This window comes from uncultured Chitinophaga sp. (genome assembly GCF_902168175.1).
In the GTDB taxonomy this organism is placed as follows: Bacteria; Bacteroidota; Bacteroidia; order Chitinophagales; family Chitinophagaceae; genus Chitinophaga.
The window spans coordinates 623,609-644,602 of sequence record NZ_CABHOU010000025.1 but is presented as its reverse complement, the minus strand read 5'-3'; the positions used below and the strand labels follow the sequence as shown (position 1 = coordinate 644,602).

Sequence of the window (20,994 nt, the reverse complement as noted above, 5' to 3'; positions counted from 1 at the left end):
GCTATAGCGCCATCGTACAAGCCATAACACAAAATCTGAAGAGGCTTAAAAGCAAATGGCTGAATAACCATTTGCCTAGCAAATTTGATTATTCAGCCATTTAAACTAACTGTTGTGCAACGGCCACGTCCGGCAGCCCCTGTAAGTATCATTTGAACTTTTCCTCGGCGTACTTCAGGAAGTGGGCGAACTGGAGCGGCTCGCCGGTTACCTTTTCACATAACTCGTTAGAGGTATAAAAACGGCCGTAGGGATGAATGTGCTCCCGCAACCAGTTGAGCAGGTTGGTGTATACACCGCTGGCGATGTCGTTATCCAGCCCGGGTACCTGCTTTTGTGCGGCGGCGTAAAATTGTGCGGCATAAAAGCTGCCCAGCGAATAGGTGGGAAAGTAACCGAAGCTGCCGTGCGACCAATGTATGTCCTGCAACACGCCCTGGATATCGTCGGGTGGCGTTACGTGCAGGTATTGCTGGTAGTACTGGTTCCAGGTTTCGCGCAGTACGTCGGTGCCAATGCTGCCATCGATCAGGCCTTTCTCAATTTCGTAACGGATCATCACATGGAAGTGATACGTAAGCTCGTCGGCTTCGGTACGGATCAGGGACGGCTGCACGAGGTTAATGGCCCGGTAAAAGTCCTGTAACGGTATATTGGCGAGGTTTTCGGGGAAAAGTGCCTGTAACGCCGGGTAGTGATGTTGCCAGTAAGCCAGGCTGCGGCCTACATTGTTTTCCCACAATCTCGACTGGCTTTCGTGAATGCCCAGGCTGGCGGCCTCGCCCAACGGCAGGCCGTATTCCTCGGCAGGCAGGCCCTGTTCGTACAAGGCATGGCCACCTTCGTGGATGCAGCTCCAGGTCATGTTGCCAAAGTCGTTCTCGTCAATGCGGGTGGTAACACGCACATCTTCCGGACTAAAACTGGTGGTGAAGGGGTGTTCGGAAATATCCTGGCGACCGGCGGCCATATCATAGCCCATCTCCTTCAGCAATTGAATGCCCAGTTGCCATTGTTTGTCTTTATCGTAGTGTTTGTGCAGAAATTGCTTATCTGGTATTGGCTGCGCCGCGATCCTGGCCAGCAGGGGAGAGAGGGAACTGCGGACGTCGGCAAATACCTGGTCCAGCATGGTGGTGGTGGCACCTTTTTCGTACTCGTTCAGCAAGGCGTTGTAGGGATGGCCCTCGTAGCCAAGTAATTCCGTTTCCTGCCTTTTCAGTTGTACCATTCTGTTCAGGAAGGGCTCAAATACCTCGTAACTGTTCAGTTTCCGGGCTTTGATCCATGCATGGTAGGCGGCTGAGGTGGTTTGCGACATCTCGGCTACAAAAGCGGCAGGGTACTTTTTGTTTTTTTCGTAATCTTCCAGCGAAAGCGCAATGTTCTTCTGTTTGCCGGCGTCCATGTCGCTGCGCGACGATAATTCGTGCAGCAGGCTGCCCAGGACTTCGGCGGTAAACAGTTCGTGGGCCATTGTGCTTAAGGTGGTAATTTGCTGTCCCCTGAAACGGGCGCCTTTTTCGGGCAGGTAGGTTTCCTGGTCCCAGCTTAGTACGGCAATGGAATAACGTACATCGGCAATCTGCTGCATCCTGGCTTTGTAATCGGCATAAAGTTCCGCTGTGGCTTTTTTGACTAACATAATACACTGAATTTTTACGTAACGGTCTAAAATCCTTAATTTCAGCCCTGAAGGCATGAAGATAACAATTAAAGACATCCTGCAGGTAATAGAGGCTTATGCTCCGCCAGCCTACCAGGAAAGCTACGATAATGCCGGCCTGATCTTCGGAGATGCAGGCCGCGAAGTAACCAATGTACTCCTTACGCTCGATGCTACGGAGGCAGTGATAGATGAGGCTATTGCGAATAACTGCAACCTCGTTATCGCTCATCACCCCATTGTATTTGGGGGATTAAAGAAGATTAACGGGAAGAATTACGTGGAAAGGGTGGCCATAAAAGCCATTAAACACGATATAGCCGTTTATGCAGCGCATACTAATCTCGATAATGTGCATAATGGCGTGAGCGCTATGATGGGCGAAAGGTTAGGACTGCAAAGCAGCCGGGTGCTTCAACCCAAAAAACAGCTCCTCCGCAAGCTATACACTTTTGTTCCCGTGGCAGATGCTGAAATTGTGCGTACCGGCCTTTTTGCCGCCGGTGCCGGGCATATCGGCAACTATAGCGAATGCAGCTTCGGGCATGAAGGGGTAGGCACTTTTAAGGGACAAGATGATACGAATCCCTATGTGGGTGAGCCCGGTAGCCGTCACCTGGAACAGGAAACCAAGCTGGAGTTCATTTTTCCGGCTTACCTGGAGTCAAAAGTGGTAGCAGCGTTGCTGAAGTGTCACCCCTATGAAGAGGTGGCTTACGATATAGTAGTGCTTGAAAACTACCACCAACGCGTTGGTTCAGGCCTTATCGGGGTGCTGCCGCAGCCCATGGAAGAGATGGAGTTCCTGCAGTACGTGAAGGCGCAATTTATGACAGGTTGCGTGCGTTACACCCCGCTGAGGGGCAAACCGGTGAGTAAAGTAGCCGTTTGCGGCGGTGCGGGCAGCTTCCTGCTGAAGCAGGCTATTGCGGCCGGAGCGGACGCCTTTGTGTCGGCAGACTTCAAGTATCACGAGTTTTTTGATGCTGAAAATCAATTAATTATAGCAGATGTTGGACATTTTGAGAGTGAACAGTTCGCAGTCGAATTATTTTATCTTATATTGACTGAAAATTTCCGTAATTTTGCGCCTCTTAAATCTACCATTCGAACAAACCCGGTAAATTATTTATAATACATGGCTACAGTTAAAGAATACTCTGTTGAGGAAAAATTGGTGTCTGTACTGAAGTTGCAGAAAATCGATTCCAAACTGGACGAAATTCAGATCCTGAAAGGTGAATTGCCTATCGAGGTGAAGGATTTGGAGGACGAGATCGAGGGGCTTAACCACCGCCAGAACCATATTGAAGATGAGATGAGGAGTATTCAGGACTTCGTTAGCAATAAGAAAAATGCTATCAAAGATTCTGAAGCGCTTATCAAAAAATATGAGAAGCAACAGAACAACGTAAAAAACAGCCGCGAATTTGAGGCTATCAGCAAAGAGATCGAAATGCAAACGCTCGAGATCAAACTTTCTGAAAAGCACATGAAAGACGCAAGTGAAGAGATAAAAGATAAAAGCCGCGTCCTGGAAGCTGCTAAAAAGGCCGTATCTGATAAAGAAACGAACCTGAAGCACAAGAAGGGTGAGCTGGAAAAAATCATCGCCGAAACAGAGAAAGAGGAAAATGCTTTCCGCAAACAGAGCGAAGAAGCCCGCACTAAAGTAGATAGCCGTTTGCTGGCTGCTTACGAAAAGATACGTAACAACTACCGTAACGGTCTGGCTGTTGTATCAGTTATGCGCGATTCCTGCGGCGGTTGTTTCAACGCTATTCCTCCACAACGCCAGGCGGAAATCCGTCATCGTAAAAAGATCATCGTGTGCGAACATTGCGGCCGCGTACTGGTAGATAACGACCTGGAAGCTACTGTGACTATCTAAGAGATCACCTTTTGGTATATATAAGTTGGAGAAAGGAAGGAGAGGTATTACCTTTTCTTCCTTTCTCCTTTTTTGTTGGGGCGATAGTGTATTTTTGCCCCGCGCATCCCTGAAAGGGGTATGTTATTTGCAGGTAGAGGGCACTCAATCGTGCGGTGCCTGCTACCGCACATTAATCCATTAGTTTATTATGCGTTTTTTACTTGCGACCTTTCTTTTTATAAGTTTATCCTTATCCGTAAATGCGAGGCAAAAGGTGTACGATTTTACTCCCCGCTGCCAGCAGGCTTACGATGCCATCATGCAGCTAAGGATCAGCACCGGCCTGCAAATACTGCAGGAAGAGAAGGCCGCTAATCCTAATAACCTTATCCCTTATTTTCTCGAAAACTACGCCGACTTCTTTCAATTGTTCTTTAACGAAGACCCCGCGTTTTACGCCAAACGTAAAAAGATGAGGGCCGAAAGGCTGACGTTGATGGAAGAGGGGCCGTCCGACTCTCCGTTTTATTTATATACACAGGCAGCTATCAAATTCCAGTGGGCGTTGGTAAAAGTGAAGTTCGGGGAGAAGTGGGATGCCGTATGGGAAATCAGGAAAACCTACACCATCTTAAAAGAGAATCAGAAGAAATTCCCCTCCTTTGTTCCCAACAACCTGATGGTAGGCGCCCTGCAAACGGTGTTTGGTACCATTCCCGAAGGATATAAGTGGATCACGAACATTTTAGGGCTAAGGGGCAGTATTAAACAGGGGATGCAAAACGTGCAGTTGGCGGTAGACAGTAATGCGCCTTCGGCCCTGTTGTTTAAGGAAGAATCTTACTACTACTACTGTTACCTCAAACTCTTCATCGAAAATAAACCCGAGCAGGTTTGGCAACTGGTACACGATAAGCAACTGGATACTAAAAACAATTACCTGTTCGCGCTCATGGTGGCCAATCTTTCCATGAACAATCAAAAGGCGCTGCAGGGCATTAAAGTACTTACAGAACGTAATCATAGTCCCGAGTACCTCGACATCACTTACGAATATTACGTGCTGGGGCAGCTCAAACTGGCCCGCCTCGACGACGATGCTACTGCTTACCTCGAAAAGTTCGTGTCACGCTTTAAAGGGCGGTTTTATGTGAAAGAGGCATTGCAGCGACTTAGCTGGGGACACTACATCAAAGGCAACACCGCCGAGGCTAATAAATATCGGGCCATGATACTCACCAGGGGTGGTACGGAAACCGATGCGGACAAGCAGGCGTTAAAAGAAGCGAAAGCGGGCACCTGGCCGAACGTGTTGTTGTTACGGGTGCGCCTGTTAAGCGATGGTGGTTTTTATCCCGAAGCATTGAAGTTATTACAGGGAAAAAAGGCCGCCGATTTTGCCACCACTCCCGAACGACTGGAGTATGCCTATCGCCTGGGCCGTATTTATGACGAAATGAACTACGACCAGAATGCGATCGGGATGTACGAGGTCACTGCCAGGCTTGGGGCCAACCGCAGCGAGTACTTCGCCGCGCGTTCCTGCCTGCAGTTGGGCTACATTTACGAGAAACGGGGTGATAAAACCGCCGCCCAGCTCTGGTTCCAAAAGTGCCTCGACATGGAAGGCCACGATTATAAAAATTCCCTCGACCAGCGCGCCAAATCTGGTATTCTGCGCATCAACGGTAATTAATATCCACAATTTTGGGGTTTATAGATTTTTTATTTGAAATTTGACGTCGGCTAAGAGAATGTATTACTTCATCTATGTTGTACCGATTAATTGTTCAGAATTACGCGATTATTGAAAACCTGGAGATAGATTTCTCTGGTAACCTGAATGTGATTACCGGCGAAACCGGTGCGGGTAAGTCGATCCTGTTGGGCGCATTGTCGCTTATATTGGGCGAGAGGGCTGATCCGGGTGTGTTGTTCGACAAGAACAGCAAATGTGTGATAGAGGGGATCTTTAAAGTGAAAAGGTCGCAGGTACAGCATTTCTTCGACCAGTACGAACTGGACCAGGAAGACCAGGTGATCATCCGCAGGGAGATCAGTGCTGCCGGTAAATCGCGCGCTTTCATCAACGATACACCCGTGAACCTGAGCCAGCTCAATGAGCTAACCCGGTTGCTGGTAGACCTGCATCAGCAGTTCGATACCCTTGACCTGGGCCGTTCCGACTTCCAGCGCGAAGTAGTGGATGCACTGGCCGGTCATCCCGAAGCCTTACAGCAATACGCACAAAATTTCACTAAATACACCGGCTTGCAGAAAGAACTGCAAAACCTGGCCGCCCAGCGCGACAGCGCCAATAAGGAATACGACTATAACAAATTCCTGCTGGACGAACTGGACGAAGCTGCCTTTACCGAAAACGAGATCGAAACGCTGGATACAGAGCTGAAAGCCCTGAGCCATGCCGAAGAGATCAAGAACTCCCTCTCCAAAGTTTACTTCCAGTTAAAGGAAGACGAGCAGCCGGTATTGCAGTTGCTTAAACAAATGCAGTCGTCCCTGCAGGCCTTATCCAATTTCCATAAAGAGATACCTGCGCTGGCCCAACGCCTGCAGTCGTCGTACGTGGAGTTGCAGGATGTGGCAGGTGAGGTAGAACGTCTAAACGACCAGTTACAGTACGACGGTGCCCGTATGGAGCAGTTGAACGAGCGGCTGGCATTGGGTTATCGCCTGTTCAAAAAACACGGGGTCGCCACTACCAGCGAACTAATCACTATTCATACCACCCTCAGTCAAAAGCTGGAAGGTGTACTCAATCTCGATGAGCGCATTAACTGGCTGGAGAACGAAGGGAAACAATTGCTGGAGCAGTTGCAGAAGGCAGCGGCAGGCATTACCGCACAGCGTAAGGCGCAGTTACCGGCTTTCGAGCAAAAGGTAAACGCACTGCTGGCGCAGGTAGGTATGCCTAACGCCCGTATTAAAGTAGAAGTAAGCCAGGTAGTGCTCAACGCTTTTGGCCAGGACCATATAGAGTTCCTGTTCGATGCTAACAAGAGCAACCAGTTTGCGCCCGTACGTAAAGTAGCCTCCGGCGGTGAGTTAAGCAGGTTGATGTTGTGTATCAAGAGCCTCGTTGCCCGTTCAGTAGCCTTACCTACCCTTATTTTTGATGAAATTGATACCGGTATTTCAGGAGAAGCTGCGCGCCAGGTAGGCGGAATCATGAAAGAACTGGCCCAGGGCCACCAGGTAATTTGTATTACGCACCAGCCGCAGATAGCCGGTAAGGCAGATGCGCACTACTTCGTTTACAAAACGGAGCAGGCAGGTAAAGTGACTACCAGCGTGCGTTTGCTGGAAAAAGAAGAGCGTATCAACAAGATTGCGCAGATGCTGGGTGGAGAGAAGCCAACGGCTGCGGCATTGGAAAACGCCCGTGAAATGGTAATGAGTTGAGCGGCTTTGTTGGAAAGTAAGCAATAACGTATTATTTTTTTTAGCTTTAGATATTCATTATTAACAACTATTTTTGCCAAAATTCAGAATTAAATGGCTCATAACTTATTACAAGGGAAGAAAGGTATCATCTTCGGCGCGCTGGACGCAAACTCCATTGCATGGAAAATTGCGCAGCGCTGTGTAGAACAGGGCGCGCAGATTGTGCTGACCAATGCTCCGATTGCCATGCGTATGGGTGAGATCAAGAAACTTGCAGAAGCCTGCAATGCGCCGATCATCCCGGCCGACGTAACCAGCAACGACGATATTAACAACCTCATTACCAAATCCATGGAGCATTTCGGCGGTAAGTTCGATTTTATCCTTCACTCGGTAGGTATGAGTATGAACATCCGTAAAGGCAGGAACTACATGGACCTGGATTACGACTTCAACCACAAAACAAACGACATTTCTGCAACTTCGCTCCACCGCGTATTGCAAACATGCTATAAACTGGATGCGCTGAACGAGTGGGGTTCTGTTGTAGCCCTGACTTACATCGCCGCCCAGCGCGTATTCCCTGACTATGGCGAAATGGCAGATGCTAAATCACTGCTGGAGTCTATTTCCCGCAGCTTTGGCTACCATTACGGTAAAAAGAGCAAGGTGCGCGTAAATACCATTTCTCAGTCACCTACCCGTACCACTGCAGGCAGCGGCGTAAAAGGCTTTGATGGCTTTATCTCTTATGCAGAAAAAATGAGCCCGCTGGGTAATGCCTCGGCCGACCAGTGTGCGGACTACGCGGTTACACTGTTCTCGGACCTTACCAAAATGGTAACGATGCAGAACCTGTTCCACGATGGTGGCTTCTCTTTCACCGGCGTATCGGCAGAAGTAATCGAACAAATGGAAAAATAATCCCGGTACTCCCGGTAAAAAATAAAGCCGTTCCAATTGGAACGGCTAATTTTTTTTCGGTAATACCTATACCGTTGGGGGCGGTAACAACAGAAACGACCTACAAATTAATATTCGTCTTCATTGAAGAAAAAGTCGTCCTGTGAGGGATAGTCGGACCAAATGTCTTCTATGCCTTCGTAAATTTCCCCTTCGTCCTCCAGTTCCTGCAGGTTCTCGATCACTTCGATAGGTGCACCGGAACGGATGGCGTAGTCAATGAGTTCGTCCTTGGTAGCGGGCCATGGAGCGTCTTCCAGGTATGATGCTAATTCGAGAGTCCAGTACATATAAATAAATTTTACTTTCTCTAAATTTCCGCAAAAGTATTATTTAATTTGAAATAAACAACTTTATCTATTTTAACGGACAAAATTGTTTTCTTTGGGTATGCTTACCGCTCGCAATCTTACCAAAAATTATTCCAACTTACAGGTGCTCAAGGGAGTTGACGTAACTGTTAACAAAGGGGAAATAGTGACTATCGTTGGCTCTTCCGGGGCAGGTAAAAGTACCTTATTACATCTTTTGGGTACCCTGGATACGCCCACCACGGGTGAGGTATTTCTGCACAATACCAACATAACCGCCTTGAGGGGCAGGTCTTTAGCCGATTTCCGCAACAGGCACGTCGGTTTTATTTTCCAGTTCCACCACCTGCTTCCTGAGTTCACGGCGATTGAGAATGTATGTATTCCCGGCTTTATAAGGGGGCGTAAGAAGGCTGAAGTCAAAGAACGGGCCCTTTTCCTGTTGGAAACGCTGGGGCTCCATAATCGCCTCGATCACCGCCCTAATCAGCTTTCGGGTGGCGAGCAGCAACGGGTGGCCGTGGCGAGGGCACTCATTAACAATCCAGAGGTCATTATGGCAGATGAGCCTACCGGCAACCTGGACTCGCAAAACGCGAGGGAGTTGCACCAGCTGTTCTTTAAACTGCGCGACCAGTTCGGGCAAACCTTCATTATCGTTACGCATAATGAGGAACTGGCTCCTTTAAGCGATCGCCAACTGGTTATGAAAGACGGCCGGATCGTTTCCGGGGCGTAGGAGCGCATCAGCCTAAAAAAGATATTTATAAAAAAGCCGTCCTGTATGCTTACAAGACGGCTTTTTCGTTTATCCTCCGGATGTTTAAGCCTTCATGCAGGCTTCCAGGCTGTTTCTCCAGTAAGGAATGCTGAGGCCGAAAGTGGTTTTGATCTTTTCTTTGTTAAGTACGCTGTAAGCAGGGCGTACGGCAGGAGCGGGGAACTGTTCCGATGTAACGGGCTTAATCTCGCAGCTGGAGCCGGTAAGTTCACGAATAGCCACCGCGAAATCGAACCAGGTGGTTACGCCTTCGTTGCTGTAATGGTACACGCCACCGAAATTGGTACCAGGAGTTTCAAACACCTTAGACAGTATTACCAGCAGGGCCGCCGCCAGGTCGGGCGCGTAAGTGGGCGTGCCGGTCTGGTCGAACACTACGTTCAGGCTTGGCTTGTCCTGCATCAGTTGTTTGATCTTGTTTACGAAGTTAACGCCCTCTTTGGTGTATACCCAGGAGGTACGTACCACGATGGCTTTATCGTTAACATCTATAGCTGCCGCCTCTCCTTTCAGTTTGGAGCTGCCGTAAATTGTTTGCGGGTTGGTATCGTTATCCTCTGTGTAGGGGCGGTTGCCGGCACCATCAAACACGTAGTCGGTAGAAATATGTATCAGCTGTGTATTATGCTGAAGGCTGGCTTCCGAGAGGTGCAGCACTGCGATAAAGTTTTGCTCAAAGGCTGCTTCTTCATCACTTTCTGCCTTATCCACGGCCGTGTAGGCGGCGCAGTTGATGCAGGCGTCGGGCTGGTGTGCCGCGAAGTACTGGTTTACAGCCTCCTGGTTGCTGATGTCCAGCGTTTCCCTGTTAGCAAACAGGAATTCCCATGTAGGGTATTGTGATGCTAGGGCCTGCAGCGATCGTCCTAACTGGCCATTAGCTCCGGTAACAAGAATCTTTTTCATAATAACAGCTAGATTAACCCTGGTAAACAAAATTGTTAAGGCAGTTTTCAAGTGTAGGCAGTACCAGGTCTTTTTCAGACACCAGCGCCTTATCAAGGTCTATACCCCAGTCGATATTCAGCGCGGGGTCATTAAAAATAATACCGCCTTCGGTTGCTTTATTGTAGAAGCCATCGCATTTGTACATCACTTCCGCTGTTTCACTCAGCACAGAGTAACCGTGGGCAAAGCCTTTGGGCACCAATAGCTGCTTTTTGTTTTCGGCAGTCAGTTCGATGGTAAACACTTTTCCGTAAGTAGGCGATCCTTTTCGGATATCAACCACTACATCGAGAATGCTGCCTTCCAGCGCCCTGATAAGCTTTGTTTGTGCATGCGGCTCCTGCTGGTAATGAAGACCACGCAGTACGCCATAAGTAGAGCGGGCCTGGTTGTCCTGTACAAACAAATACTCTGTACCACACTCTTTAAAAGTGTTGGCGTTATAACTTTCAAAAAAATATCCCCTGCTGTCTCCGTGCACCTTCGGCTCGAAAACCAGCAATCCAGGAAGTCCTGTTTCCGTAAATGGCATTTCTCGTTGTTTATCTTTTCTGGTACTGGGTATCGTAATATTGTTGGTAGGCGCCGCTGGTCACATTATCCAGCCATGCTTCGTTGGCAAGGTACCATTCTACCGTTTTTTCAAGACCTTCTTCGAATTGTAAAGAAGGTTCCCAGCCCAGCTCTTTATTTAATTTAGTGGCGTCTATCGCATAACGCAGATCGTGGCCGGCACGGTCTTTCACAAAGGTGATCAGCTTCGCCGATGCGCCTTCTTCTCTGCCCAGTTTCTTGTCCATCACCTTACACAGTAAATGAATAAGGTCGATGTTTTTCCACTCGTTAAAGCCGCCGATATTATAAGTTTCGCCAATACGGCCATTGTGGAAAATGGTGTCGATAGCGCGGGCATGATCTTCTACAAACAGCCAGTCGCGTACGTTTTCACCTTTACCGTAAACGGGTACCGGTTTATTGTTTTTGATATTGTGGATTGCCAATGGTATCAGCTTCTCAGGGAAGTGATTGGAGCCATAGTTGTTAGAGCAATTAGATAATACAACCGGGAGGTGGTAAGTATGGTAGTACGCTTTTACAAAATGGTCGGAGCTGGCTTTGGATGCGGAATAAGGAGAACGGGGATCGTAGGCCGTTTCTTCGGTGAATAAACCTTCTTCTCCTAAAGATCCATAAACTTCGTCGGTAGATACATGGTAGAACAGTTTGCCGTCCATGTTATCTTTCCAATGTTTACGCGCCGTATTAAGCAACACCGCAGTTCCTAATACGTTAGTGCGGATAAATTCCAGTGGTTCAAGGATGGAGCGGTCTACATGGCTTTCTGCGGCCAGGTGTATAACGCCGTCGAACTGGTATTTGGTAAAGAGTTCGTCGATGAAGGTTTCGTCTGTAATATCGCCTTTTTCAAAAACGTAGTTTGGTTTGTCTTTGATGTCGGTAAGGTTTTCAAGGTTACCGGCATAGGTCAGTTTGTCGAGATTAACGAGTTGGTAATCCGGGTATTTGTTTACAAACAGCCTGATTACGTGAGAGCCGATGAAGCCGGCCGCGCCTGTTATCAGAATTTTTCTTTTCATGCGATAAAGTTACAGATATGGTGTTAAACACAAGAACAGCACCTCCGTGGAAGCGCTGTTCTGTATAATAATTCATCTATTTGCCGAGTGCCTGTTTGAAGTACTCGTAAGTGATCTTTAATCCTTCTTTCCTGTCTACTTTCGGCTCCCAGCCCAGTATGTCCTTCGCCTTGGTGATGTCCGGTTTACGTTGTTTCGGATCATCTTTAGGTAAAGGCTGATAAATGATTTTCTGGTTGGTACCGGTAAGCGCAATGATCTCTTCTGCAAACTCCTTCAGTGTGATCTCTGAAGGGTTGCCGATGTTAACCGGGAGATGGTAGTCGCTGAGCAGCAGGCGGTAAATGCCTTCTACGAGGTCGTCTACATAACAGAAAGAACGAGTTTGCGAACCGTCGCCAAATACGGTGAGGTCCTGGCCGGTAAGGGCCTGGCTCATGAAAGCCGGCAGCGCACGGCCGTCATCGAGCCGCATACGTGGACCATAGGTATTGAAAATGCGGATAATGCGCGTTTCAACACCATGGAAGTTATGATAGGCCATCGTAATGGCTTCCTGGAAACGTTTGGCTTCGTCGTACACACCACGTGGGCCAACCGGGTTTACGTTACCCCAGTATTCTTCCGGCTGCGGGTGTACATTGGGATCGCCATATACTTCGGAAGTAGAAGCGATGAGCATACGGGCCTTTTTCTCTTTGGCCAGTCCCAGCAGGTTGTGGGTGCCCAGTGAACCTACTTTCAATGTCTGGATAGGCATTTTCAGGTAGTCGATAGGGCTGGCGGGAGAGGCGAAATGCAGGATGTAATCCAGCTTACCGGGCACGTGTACGAACTTGGATACATCGTGGTGGTAATATTCGAACTCTTTTAATTTAAAAAGGTGTTCGATGTTTTTGATATTACCGGTAAGCAGGTTATCCATGCCAATAACATGGTAACCTTCTTTTATGAAACGGTCGCACAGATGCGAGCCGAGGAAACCGGCAGCGCCGGTAATTAATATTCTTTTTTTATCGCTCATGTGTAACAGGAGTTTATTTGGTAGCCAGGCGGCCAACGCTTTCGTAATAGTAACCCAGTTCCTTCATACGTGGTACCTCAAAGAGGTTACGGCCGTCGAAGATAACTTTATTCTTCAGTGTACTGGCAATCTGGTCGAAATCAGGCGTTCTGAACACGCTCCATTCGGTAGCGATGATCAGCGCATCTGCATTTTGCAGGCACTCATACTGGTGGTCTGCATATTTCACCTTATCACCAATTACACCTTTTACATTGTTCATCGCTTCGGGATCGAATACGGTAACAGTGGCGCCGGCTTTAGTCAGTTCCTCGATCAGGTATAAGGCTGGTGCTTCACGAATGTCGTCGGTATTTGGCTTAAATGCCAGGCCCCACAGTGCGAAGTGTTTACCTTTCAGATCGTTATTAAAGTAATTGAAGATCTTGGGCATCAGGAACAGCTTTTGTTTCTCGTTAACGTCCATTACGGCGTTAAGGATGCGGAACTCGTAAGCTACTTCTTCAGAAGATTTAACGAGGGCCTGCACGTCTTTAGGGAAACAGCTGCCGCCGTAGCCAATACCCGGGAACAGGAAGCGTTTGCCAATACGGTCGTCGCTGCCAATGCCGCGGCGCACCATATCTACATCAGCACCCAGTTTCTCGCAAAGTATCGCGATCTCGTTCATGAAAGAGATTTTGGTAGCGAGGAAGGAGTTAGCAGCGTACTTGGTCAGTTCGGCCGATTTCTCGTCCATATAAATTACAGGGTTACCCTGGCGTACGTATGGTCCGTACAGGTCGCCCATGATTTTGCGGGCGCGTTCGGAAGAGGTACCGATCACTACGCGGTCGGGTTTCATGAAGTCTTCCACCGCTACGCCTTCGCGCAGGAACTCGGGGTTAGATACTACATCAAACTCCACTTTTGCATTTTTAGCAATAGCTGCCGTTACTTTTTCGGCAGTACCAACGGGTACGGTACTCTTGTCTACGATCACCTTATAATCCTTCATGATTTTGCCAAGCTGTTCGGCAACACCCAGGATGTAAGAGAGGTCGGCAGATCCGTCTTCACCGGGAGGGGTAGGCAGTGCGAGGAAAATCACTTTCGCATCGGCAATACCTTCTTCCAGGTTGTTGGTGAAGTGGAGGCGGCCTTCCTTCAGGTTACGCTCAAATAATTTCTCTAAACCGGGTTCATAGATCGTAATCTCGCCGTTAGAGAGTTTGTTTACTTTTTTTACGTCGATGTCTACACAAGTGACGTTGTTGCCTGTTTCAGCGAAACAGGTGCCGGATACTAGTCCAACGTAGCCGGTGCCTACTACGGTAATTTTCATGTGGGGCTTATTTTAAGAATGATTTAACAGATTCGATGATATGTTCAAGCTGATCGGCATCCATCTCCGTATGAACAGGTAAAGAAATTACCTTTCCGGTTAGCGTATCGGTCACTGGTAAATCAAACTCACTGCTTCCAAAAGAAGCGAACATTTTTTGTCGATGCGCAGGTACGGGATAATAGATCATAGCAGGTACGTTACGTTCCTGCAGGTGAGCCTGCAGTTTGTTCCTGTCTGCTCCTTGCAGCTGGAGGGTGTATTGGTGAAATACGTGGTAGCTGTAAGGTGCGCGGTAAGGAGTAACGATCTCCGGGATGTCGGCAAAGGCTTTATCGTAAGCGTCGGCTACAGCTCTGCGGGCGGCAATGTACCCGTCCAGCAGCGGTAGTTTAATTTTCAAAATAGCCGCCTGGATGGTATCGAGGCGGGAGTTAACGCCTACCACATCGTGGTAGTAACGTGCACTCTGACCATGATTGGCCACCATGCGTATTTGAGCGGCAATAGCGTCGTCATTGGTAAAAATGGCGCCACCATCACCATAGCAACCCAGGTTTTTGGAAGGGAAGAAGGAAGTACAGCCGATATGGCCAATAGCTCCTGCTTTTTTTACTTCGCCATTCTTAAAGGTATAATTGGCGCCGATGGCCTGGGCATTATCTTCGATTACAAATAAGTTATGTTTGGCGGCCACTTCCATAATCTGCTCCATTTCAGCCACATGGCCGTAAAGGTGTACAGGAACAATGGCTTTTGTTTTAGGCGTGATGGCCGCTTCGATCTTAGCGGCATCTATGCAGTACGTTTGAGGATCTACATCTACGAAAATTGGTTTCAGGTTCAGCAGCGCAATTACTTCGGCTGTGGCAATAAAAGTAAAAGAAGGTGTAATTACCTCATCTCCAGGCTGTAAGCCTAACGCCATCATCGCGATTTGCAGGGCGTCGGTACCATTTGCACAGGGAATTACATGTTTGGAACCCAGGTAATGCTGGAGATCCGATGAAAACTGCTGAACGGGTCCTCCATTGATGAAAGCGGAACTTTCCAGTACATCTGTAATAGCAACATCTACCTCTGACTTGATTTTCGCATACTGGCGTTTAAGATCTACCATCTGAATAGGAACCATCTGGATATATATTTTTATTTTTTAAGTTTGCAAATTTACAAATTTTGAGATAGGCAGGCGATTATCTTTGTGAGATATTCAATTTATCCTATAAAGTGACAATTTCGTGGGATTATCGGTAATTATCTATAATGCGGGAATACGGCTGTATCGGCTGGGAGTTGGTGCAGCGGCCCTGATGGGCAATAAAAAGGCGAAGAAGTGGATTGATGGCCGCCGTAACGTATGGGCCAGCCTCGGCGGTGCTATGGAAGGCGCCGGCAAGGTGGTATGGGTACATGCGGCCTCGCTGGGTGAATTTGAACAGGGCCGTCCCGTAATGGAGGCTATTCGCTTGCAATATCCTGATTATAAGTTGTTATTGACTTTTTTCTCGCCTTCGGGTTATGAGGTGCGGAAGGATTATAAAGGAGCAGACTACGTGTGCTACCTCCCCCTGGATACCCACACAAATGCCCGTCGTTTCGTGAAAACGGTGAACCCGGCGCTTTCTATATTTATTAAATATGAGTTCTGGTATCATTACCTGGAGGCCCTGCGGCATTACCAGGCCCCGGTGCTGCTCATATCCGGTATTTTTCGCCCGGGCCAGGTATTCTTTAAATCTTACGGCGGCATGTTTCGCAAGCTGCTCCGCCAGATGGAGCACATCTTTCTTCAGAACCGCGATTCAGTGGCTTTACTTCAAAATATTGGTGTACAACACGTTACCCTTGCCGGCGATACGCGGTTCGACCGGGTATGGGAATTGCAGAAACATCCATTGGAGTTGCCGCTCATCGCGCAATTCTGTAGAGATCAACGAGTTTTGGTAGCAGGCAGTACCTGGGACGATGACGAGGCGGTGTTGGAGGAGTGGTGGCAAGCTGTGCCGGAAGGACATCATCGTCTGCTGATCATAGCTCCTCATGAAATTTCCGACTCGCATATTGCCAGGCTGAAAGAGCGTTTCCCCGGCTCGGTTAGCTATTCTGCCCTCGCTGCCGGTAACGAAGCCCAAGCGGCAAAAGTGTTAATAATAGATAATGTGGGTATGCTATCGGCCCTGTACCGTTATGCCGACATCACATTTGTGGGCGGTGGTTTTGGGAAAGACGGTATTCATAACCTGCTGGAACCCGCCGCTTACAGCAAACCGGTGATTATCGGGCCGGTATACCATAAGTTTCACGAAGCGATTATGCTGGTGGAACTGGGCGGGGCGATGGTCATTACCAATGCGCAAACCCTGCAAACGACGGTGGCCATGTTAGAAAATGCGGAAAAATACGGGCAAAAGGCCTCCATCGCCGGTAGGTTTATCGAAGATAACCAGGGCGCTACGGAACGGATTATGCATTACATTCAGGAAAAACGCTTCCTCACCATCGTGTAGAAGTGTTGCACAAGCGGGTTATCGTCCAGCCAGCCCTCCTTGATCTTAAGCTCGCGCTCGATCCAGTTGTTGGCGTCCGTCAGCGAGGTGCATTCGTTGATGGTTTTAATAGAGCGTTCGTACATGTTTTTCTCCCCGCGGAACAGTTCTTCAATAAACCGGAACCGGTCGTTAATGCCAATGGCATTTTTGAGGTCCTGTACACCCATCTCTCCCAGGCGTTGGCCGATTTCTACGTTCGACTGGCGCAGCTGGTCGTTAAGGGAAGTGCTGCCGTTCGCATTGCTGTTGCCGTTCGCATTGCTGGTTTTATTGACCAGTTCATTGATATCTTTCCGTAAATTCTCGGAATGATCGCCGTTGTGATGCGGTTTTTCGGGTGCATCGAAAAGGGTAGGCCTCTTCGGTTCCTCATTTTGCCTGGCTTTAGTAGGAATACGGTCTGGATGATACCCATTGTCCCGGCGCGGTTCACCGTAGGCAGCAGCTGGTGTTTCTACCACTCGCTCAGTAACGGGCGGAGGTGTAGCAGGCTGTATCAGTTGTGGTTGCACCGGGGGCAGGTATTCCTTGTGTTCCGGCGGAGGTGGTGGTGCGGGAACAGGTTTTTCTTCTATAACAGTTTGCATCACAGCAGCCTGTGCAGGTAATATTACTGCTACGTGGCCGTGTGAACCAGAGTTTAAATCACGTTCTCTTTGCAAAATATTCCGCTGATGTAAAAGTTCAGCTTGCAGTAACTGCGAATAGTAGGATATAGTTTGCAGGTTTGCTTGTGAATTCTTTAACTCCTGTAACTTGTCAATTAAGGCATTAATTTTTTCCATGCGTTAATTGTTTAACGTGCTGATGGTAAAATTATTTTATTTGCATAAAGTTAGACATTTTATAATTATCTGATGATCAAAATAGTATCATATGTTTATTGAGCCGGTGATGGCAGGTCGTAAAAGCGGATGGATCGAAGTGATTTGTGGTTCCATGTTCTCTGGTAAAACGGAAGAACTCATCCGCAGGCTGAAGCGCGCACGCATTGCAAACCTGGGCGTAGAGATATTTAAGCCGGGTATGGATACCCGTTATGATGAAATGAATATCGTGTCGCACGATACGAATAAAATACTGTCGACGCCGGTAGACAGCTCCCAGCAAATATTGTTGTTAGGGCAGGGGGTAGATGTGGTGGGAATAGATGAAGCGCAGTTCTTTGATGCCGGGCTGCCTGAGGTGTGTGAGCAACTGGCGCTGAAAGGTATACGGGTAATCGTGGCCGGCCTGGATATGGACTTCCAGTGTAAACCTTTTGGCCCTATACCGGAATTACTGGCTAAAGCGGATTATATCACCAAACTGCATGCGATCTGCGTGAAGTGTGGCAATATCGCCAACTATTCTTACCGTAAATCGGCCGATAAGGGAAAAGTATTGTTGGGAGAAAAAGATGTATATGAACCTCGTTGCCGCAGTTGCTATAACATAGGCGACTGATCGTCAGCAGCCATCGCTTCCAGTGCCTGTGGTTCGCTAACGGGCACTGGCTGTTCTTTGAAGGTGAAACGTTTCTGTGTTACGTAGCTAAACGATACAACAATGATCGTGGTGAGTATTTTGGCAATAGTGGGGTAGAAATGGCAGTATTCCACGAACACTTTCAGGAATACGTAGTTGAAAAGGATGCAAAATGCCACCAGCAGGAAATACCGGAACAATTGTACCCTTCCCCTCAGATTAGATTCTGCAAAGGTGATGTATTTGGATAACAGGAAGCCCGAAGGAAAGGTGATGCAGAATGAAATGATGAAGGCCATAATATAGGGCGATATCACCATAAAGCCCAGGTCGGTGTTCTGCTTGTCCAGAATAAAATTATAGCTGATAAAATAGATCACTATGTCCAATAAGGTATTACCTCCTCCGCAAACCAGGTACTTAAAGGTTTGTAAAGGGATAATCTTCTCAAATGGCTTATGGAAGAATTGAATGATATTTAAAATCAGCTGTTGCATAAAATGTCCGGTGCAAATTTAGCTGGTTTTTTGCACGCTTTCCCTTCCGGAACAAACTTTTTAATCCTTTTTTAACGTAAATTTTTTCTCAGCTTCCAGTTAGATGGCTGAGGTACAGGCTGTTGTGCCACACTGTTGCGTTGCCATAACTGTACTGCCAGTATGGCCGCAGCGCGTGCCGCTTCAACGTCTTCCGACTGCAGTGATGCGGGCGTAAAATAGGTAGCGATAAAGTTTGTATCAAACTGCCCGTTGATAAACGCGGGTTGCTGCAACGCCCATTTGCCAAACGAGAGTGTGGTACGAATGCCTTTCACCCGGTATTCATTGATCGCGCGGATCAGCCTTTCCCTGGCTTCCTCACGGTTCTGGCCCCAGGCAATCAGTTTGGCGATCAGGGGATCGTAGTAAATGGGAATGTCCATACCCTGCTCGTAACCATCATCCACACGTACATTGTTGCCCTGCGGACGAATATACGTTTCGAGTCTGCCGGTGTCGGGTAAAAAGTTGTTGGCGGGATCTTCTGCGCAAACGCGTAATTCTATAGCGTGACCGTTGATGGTCAGGTCTTCCTGTTTAAAGCTGAGTTGCCCGCCCCGGGCAATATTTATTTGTTCCTTCACCAAATCGAGGCCGGTAATCATTTCTGTAACCGGATGCTCCACCTGCAGGCGGGTGTTCATTTCAAGGAAGTAGAAGTTGAGTTGATCATCTACCAAAAATTCGACGGTACCAGCGCCATAGTAGTCGCAGGCACGGGCCACGTCTACCGCACATTTACCCATGGCAGCGCGAATGGCCGGGGTAAGGCAGCTCGACGGGGCTTCTTCGATCAGTTTCTGGTGGCGGCGCTGAATGCTGCATTCGCGTTCGAAGAGGTACACATAATTGCCGTGTTTGTCGCCCAGCAGCTGTATTTCTATGTGACGGGGGGCTGCCACGTACTTTTCTATAAATACGGCATCATCGCCAAAAGCATTCAGCGCTTCACTTTTGGCCATGCCTATCTGTTCTTCCAGTTCTTCTTCTTTATTTACCACCCTCATACCTTTACCGCCGCCTCCGGCAGAGGCTTTAATAAGGATGGGGAAGCCCGTACGTTTTACTACTTCTCTTGCTTCTTCTACACTACGCAAAGGCGTTTCGGTACCAGGCACCATGGGCACGCCGAATTGCTGGGCGGCCTGTTTAGCAGCCAGTTTGCTGCCCATTGTACTGATAGAAGAGGGAGAGGGGCCTATAAAAGTAAGGCCAGCCTCGGCCACCTGTTTGGAAAAGGCGGCGTTCTCACTTAAAAATCCGTAACCGGGGTGAATGCCATCAGCACCAGTTTGTTTGGCGGCGGCAATAATCTTATCAGCCACTAAGTATGATTGATTAGATGGAGCGGGACCAATACATACTGCCTCATCGGCATACTGTACAAAGGGCATTTCGCGATCGGCTTCCGAATAAACGGCTACAGTGGCTATTCCCATTTCTTTGGCCGAACGCATGATACGTAAGGCAATTTCGCCCCTGTTGGCTACGAGTATTTTTTTCATGAGTTATTGTAAAGGGATAAAGATAGGGATTTGAAACCTTTCTGCAGTCCCGTTCCTAAAATGGCTTTTAGCAGTTACCTTTGCAGGCGTGAAAACACCGCTCGCACAAATCATAACACTTGTAAAAAAGGACCTGGTGCTGGAATGGCGCCAGAAACATGCCTTCTTCGGCATTCTTTTGTACATCTTCACTACGGTATTCGTTATCAATTTAATGATGATGAAACCGGAGGATAAAATCTGGAACGCCCTGTTCTGGATTATCCAGTTGTTTGTGTGTGTGAATGCCGTGGCTAAAAGTTTTATGCAGGAAAATCGTGGTCGCTTGTTATATTATTATTCCGTAGTGCATCCCCGGCACTTTATTCTCGCTAAACTGATCTACAATTTAATACTGATGCTGCTGATGAGTGTCATATCACTGATCTGCTGTATGATGTTCCTGGGTAACCCAATTACCAATCCGCTGTACTTTATCGGGGTGGTAATGCTGGGCGGTGTTAGTCTTTCCCTGGTGTTTACCATGCTGGCGGCCATTGCGGCACAGGCGAGTCAGAACGCGGCATTGATGGCTATTATGGGTTTCCCGCTGATCATGCCCGTGCTGATGTTGCTTTCCAGCATCTCGCGCAGCGCGTTTGAGCCGGTGTTACAGCCCGGCCTGCCCGGTATGTTTATGTTATTGGGTGGATTGGATGTGCTGGTGATAGCGCTTGCCTTAATCCTGTTCCCTTATTTGTGGAAAGACTAGTAGTGGTCCGTTAACCCGTTGACTCCCATCATCCTTCCCCAATTTTTAACTAGTGAAAGAACCGGAAGCGTTTTGCGCTGGATCGGGCCAATATTCATCTATCATTTATACCAATTCATACAAGTTAGCTAAACAAGGGTGGTTTAGGAAGATGTGGAAACCCTGTAAGCCTCGCTAAAAAGTGTTAAAGTATTACTAATTAACCTCTTTCATTTTATCTTTTTCAATAAACTCATGCTTTAGATGGATGTTTCATTAACAAATTCCATCCGTTTTGCATGTACACT

General features: G+C 48.0%; 20 protein-coding genes. 9 read left to right on the top strand and 11 right to left on the bottom strand.

The window, feature by feature from the left end; translation table 11 throughout:
* Positions 1-148: 148 nt before the first annotated feature.
* A complete protein-coding gene (locus QZT80_RS06240) occupies positions 149-1,645 on the bottom strand; it encodes a carboxypeptidase M32 (RefSeq protein ID WP_295119233.1) in 1,497 nt (498 codons plus the stop codon).
* 55 nt (positions 1,646-1,700) lie between these two features.
* Between QZT80_RS06240 and QZT80_RS06235 the strand changes: the two genes are divergently transcribed.
* The 5 genes from QZT80_RS06235 to QZT80_RS06215 all read left to right on the top strand — a co-directional run bounded on the left by QZT80_RS06235 (position 1,701) and on the right by QZT80_RS06215 (position 7,868).
* A complete protein-coding gene (locus QZT80_RS06235; RefSeq protein WP_295119230.1) occupies positions 1,701-2,801 on the top strand; it encodes a Nif3-like dinuclear metal center hexameric protein in 1,101 nt (366 codons plus the stop codon).
* Between the two features lie 3 nt (positions 2,802-2,804).
* Positions 2,805-3,557 carry a C4-type zinc ribbon domain-containing protein gene (locus QZT80_RS06230; protein WP_295119227.1) on the top strand — a complete coding sequence of 251 codons (753 nt, stop codon included), beginning with the start codon at positions 2,805-2,807 and terminating at the stop codon, positions 3,555-3,557.
* Between the two features lie 190 nt (positions 3,558-3,747).
* Entirely contained in the window at positions 3,748-5,235 is a 1,488-nt protein-coding gene (locus QZT80_RS06225) for a hypothetical protein (protein ID WP_295119224.1), read from the top strand.
* Positions 5,236-5,309: 74 nt separating this feature from the next.
* Complete coding sequence (recN, locus tag QZT80_RS06220) at positions 5,310-6,962, top strand: DNA repair protein RecN (protein ID WP_295119221.1); 1,653 nt, start codon at positions 5,310-5,312, stop codon at positions 6,960-6,962.
* A 93-nt stretch (positions 6,963-7,055) separates the two neighbouring features.
* Positions 7,056-7,868, top strand: a complete 813-nt coding sequence (locus tag QZT80_RS06215) for an SDR family oxidoreductase (protein WP_295119219.1) — start codon at positions 7,056-7,058, stop codon at positions 7,866-7,868.
* Positions 7,869-7,975: 107 nt separating this feature from the next.
* On the opposite strand, the gene QZT80_RS06210 is transcribed toward QZT80_RS06215, so the two are convergent.
* The gene (locus QZT80_RS06210) at positions 7,976-8,197 is read right to left on the bottom strand and encodes a DUF2795 domain-containing protein (protein ID WP_012794455.1); all 222 of its coding nucleotides are present in this window, start codon (positions 8,195-8,197) and stop codon (positions 7,976-7,978) included.
* A gap of 100 nt (positions 8,198-8,297) precedes the next feature.
* Here QZT80_RS06210 and QZT80_RS06205 point away from each other — a divergent pair, with 100 nt between their 5' ends.
* The gene (locus QZT80_RS06205; RefSeq protein WP_295119204.1) at positions 8,298-8,957 is read left to right on the top strand and encodes an ABC transporter ATP-binding protein; all 660 of its coding nucleotides are present in this window, start codon (positions 8,298-8,300) and stop codon (positions 8,955-8,957) included.
* 84 nt (positions 8,958-9,041) lie between these two features.
* Here QZT80_RS06205 and rfbD read toward each other — a convergent pair whose 3' ends face one another.
* From rfbD to QZT80_RS06175, 6 genes are all read right to left on the bottom strand, one after another.
* A complete protein-coding gene (gene rfbD, locus QZT80_RS06200) occupies positions 9,042-9,905 on the bottom strand; it encodes a dTDP-4-dehydrorhamnose reductase (protein ID WP_295119200.1) in 864 nt (287 codons plus the stop codon).
* Positions 9,906-9,918: 13 nt separating this feature from the next.
* The gene (rfbC, locus tag QZT80_RS06195; RefSeq protein ID WP_295119197.1) at positions 9,919-10,479 is read right to left on the bottom strand and encodes a dTDP-4-dehydrorhamnose 3,5-epimerase; all 561 of its coding nucleotides are present in this window, start codon (positions 10,477-10,479) and stop codon (positions 9,919-9,921) included.
* 10 nt (positions 10,480-10,489) lie between these two features.
* Complete coding sequence (gene rfbB, locus QZT80_RS06190; protein ID WP_295119194.1) at positions 10,490-11,545, bottom strand: dTDP-glucose 4,6-dehydratase; 1,056 nt, start codon at positions 11,543-11,545, stop codon at positions 10,490-10,492.
* Positions 11,546-11,621: 76 nt separating this feature from the next.
* Entirely contained in the window at positions 11,622-12,569 is a 948-nt protein-coding gene (locus tag QZT80_RS06185) for a UDP-glucuronic acid decarboxylase family protein (RefSeq protein ID WP_295119191.1), read from the bottom strand.
* 13 nt (positions 12,570-12,582) lie between these two features.
* Entirely contained in the window at positions 12,583-13,893 is a 1,311-nt protein-coding gene (locus QZT80_RS06180; protein WP_295119188.1) for a UDP-glucose/GDP-mannose dehydrogenase family protein, read from the bottom strand.
* Between the two features lie 7 nt (positions 13,894-13,900).
* The gene (locus tag QZT80_RS06175; RefSeq protein WP_295119185.1) at positions 13,901-15,028 is read right to left on the bottom strand and encodes a DegT/DnrJ/EryC1/StrS aminotransferase family protein; all 1,128 of its coding nucleotides are present in this window, start codon (positions 15,026-15,028) and stop codon (positions 13,901-13,903) included.
* A 106-nt stretch (positions 15,029-15,134) separates the two neighbouring features.
* Between QZT80_RS06175 and QZT80_RS06170 the strand changes: the two genes are divergently transcribed.
* Positions 15,135-16,403: a glycosyltransferase N-terminal domain-containing protein gene (locus QZT80_RS06170; protein WP_295119183.1), complete on the top strand. Its 1,269-nt coding sequence runs from the start codon at positions 15,135-15,137 to the stop codon at positions 16,401-16,403.
* On the opposite strand, the gene QZT80_RS06165 is transcribed toward QZT80_RS06170, so the two are convergent.
* Positions 16,373-17,230: a hypothetical protein gene (locus tag QZT80_RS06165; RefSeq protein ID WP_295119180.1), complete on the bottom strand. Its 858-nt coding sequence runs from the start codon at positions 17,228-17,230 to the stop codon at positions 16,373-16,375. The two genes, QZT80_RS06170 and QZT80_RS06165, sit on opposite strands and share 31 nt — an antisense overlap.
* Before the next feature lie 91 nt (positions 17,231-17,321).
* Between QZT80_RS06165 and QZT80_RS06160 the strand changes: the two genes are divergently transcribed.
* Positions 17,322-17,891 carry a thymidine kinase gene (locus tag QZT80_RS06160; protein ID WP_295119177.1) on the top strand — a complete coding sequence of 190 codons (570 nt, stop codon included), beginning with the start codon at positions 17,322-17,324 and terminating at the stop codon, positions 17,889-17,891.
* Here the strand turns inward: QZT80_RS06160 and QZT80_RS06155 are convergent.
* Together QZT80_RS06155 and accC are read right to left on the bottom strand one after the other, a co-directional pair.
* Positions 17,873-18,409, bottom strand: a complete 537-nt coding sequence (locus QZT80_RS06155) for a GtrA family protein (RefSeq protein WP_295119175.1) — start codon at positions 18,407-18,409, stop codon at positions 17,873-17,875. The genes QZT80_RS06160 and QZT80_RS06155 overlap by 19 nt on opposite strands.
* 71 nt (positions 18,410-18,480) lie before the next feature.
* On the bottom strand, positions 18,481-19,956 hold the full coding sequence (gene accC, locus QZT80_RS06150; RefSeq protein WP_295119172.1) for an acetyl-CoA carboxylase biotin carboxylase subunit: 1,476 nt from the start codon (positions 19,954-19,956) through the stop codon (positions 18,481-18,483).
* An 88-nt stretch (positions 19,957-20,044) separates the two neighbouring features.
* Between accC and QZT80_RS06145 the strand changes: the two genes are divergently transcribed.
* Positions 20,045-20,707 carry a heme exporter protein CcmB gene (locus tag QZT80_RS06145; RefSeq protein ID WP_295119170.1) on the top strand — a complete coding sequence of 221 codons (663 nt, stop codon included), beginning with the start codon at positions 20,045-20,047 and terminating at the stop codon, positions 20,705-20,707.
* Positions 20,708-20,994 lie beyond the last annotated feature (287 nt).